Source organism: Cupriavidus sp. Met-2 (assembly GCF_049843575.1).
In the GTDB taxonomy this organism is placed as follows: domain Bacteria; phylum Pseudomonadota; class Gammaproteobacteria; order Burkholderiales; family Burkholderiaceae; genus Cupriavidus; species Cupriavidus metallidurans.
In genome coordinates this window covers 1-911 of sequence record NZ_JBBHZL010000051.1, presented here as the reverse complement: position 1 = coordinate 911, position 911 = coordinate 1, and the positions used below count along the sequence as shown (strand labels likewise).

Genomic DNA, 911 nt, shown 5'->3' with positions numbered 1-911 from the left:
CTGACGCGCCGCATCCTGGAAACGACGCAATGGGAGGTCTACGGCATGGATATGTCGTCGGACCGCCTGGGCGATCTGGTGAACCACCCACGCATGCACTTCTTCGAGGGTGACATCACCATCAACAAGGAGTGGATCGAGTACAACATCCGCAAGTGCGATGTGGTGCTGCCGCTGGTGGCCATCGCCACGCCGGCGACGTACGTGCGCGAGCCGCTGCGCGTGTTCGAACTGGACTTCGAGGCCAACCTGCCGATCGTGCGCGCCGCGGTGAAGTACGGCAAGCACCTGGTGTTCCCGTCGACCTCGGAGGTGTACGGCATGTGCGCCGACGAAGAGTTCGACCCGGAAGCCTCGCCGCTGATCTACGGCCCGATCAACAAGCCGCGCTGGATCTACGCCTGCTCCAAGCAGCTGATGGACCGCGTGATCCACGCCTACGGGATGCAGGAAGGGCTGAACTACACGCTGTTCCGTCCGTTCAACTGGATCGGCGCGGGGCTGGACTCGATTTTCGAATCGAAGGAAGGTTCGTCGCGGGTGGTCACGCAGTTCCTGGGCCATATCGTGCGTGGCGAGCCGATCAAGCTGGTGGACGGTGGCGCGCAGCAGCGTGCGTTCGCCGATATTTCGGACGGCATCTCGGCGCTGATGCGCATCATCGAGAACAAGGACGGCGTGGCCAACGGCAAGATCTTCAACATTGGCAACCCGGGCAACATCCACTCGGTGCGTGAGCTGGCGGAGATGATGCTGAAGATGGCGGCCGAGTATCCGGAGTACGCCGAGGAAGCGCGCAAGACGAAGATCGTGGAGACGTCGTCGGGCGACTTCTACGGCAAGGGCTATCAGGACGTGCAGCACCGCGTGCCGAAGATCGACAACACGATCGGGGAACTGGGCTGGAAGCC

Annotated in this window: 1 protein-coding gene; it reads left to right on the top strand. The window is 62.5% G+C overall.

Annotation, left to right across the window (positions count from 1 at the left end):
• Positions 1–911 (top strand): bifunctional UDP-4-keto-pentose/UDP-xylose synthase (locus WD006_RS29330; RefSeq protein WP_029309279.1); only part of this gene is annotated, 911 nt, incomplete at both ends.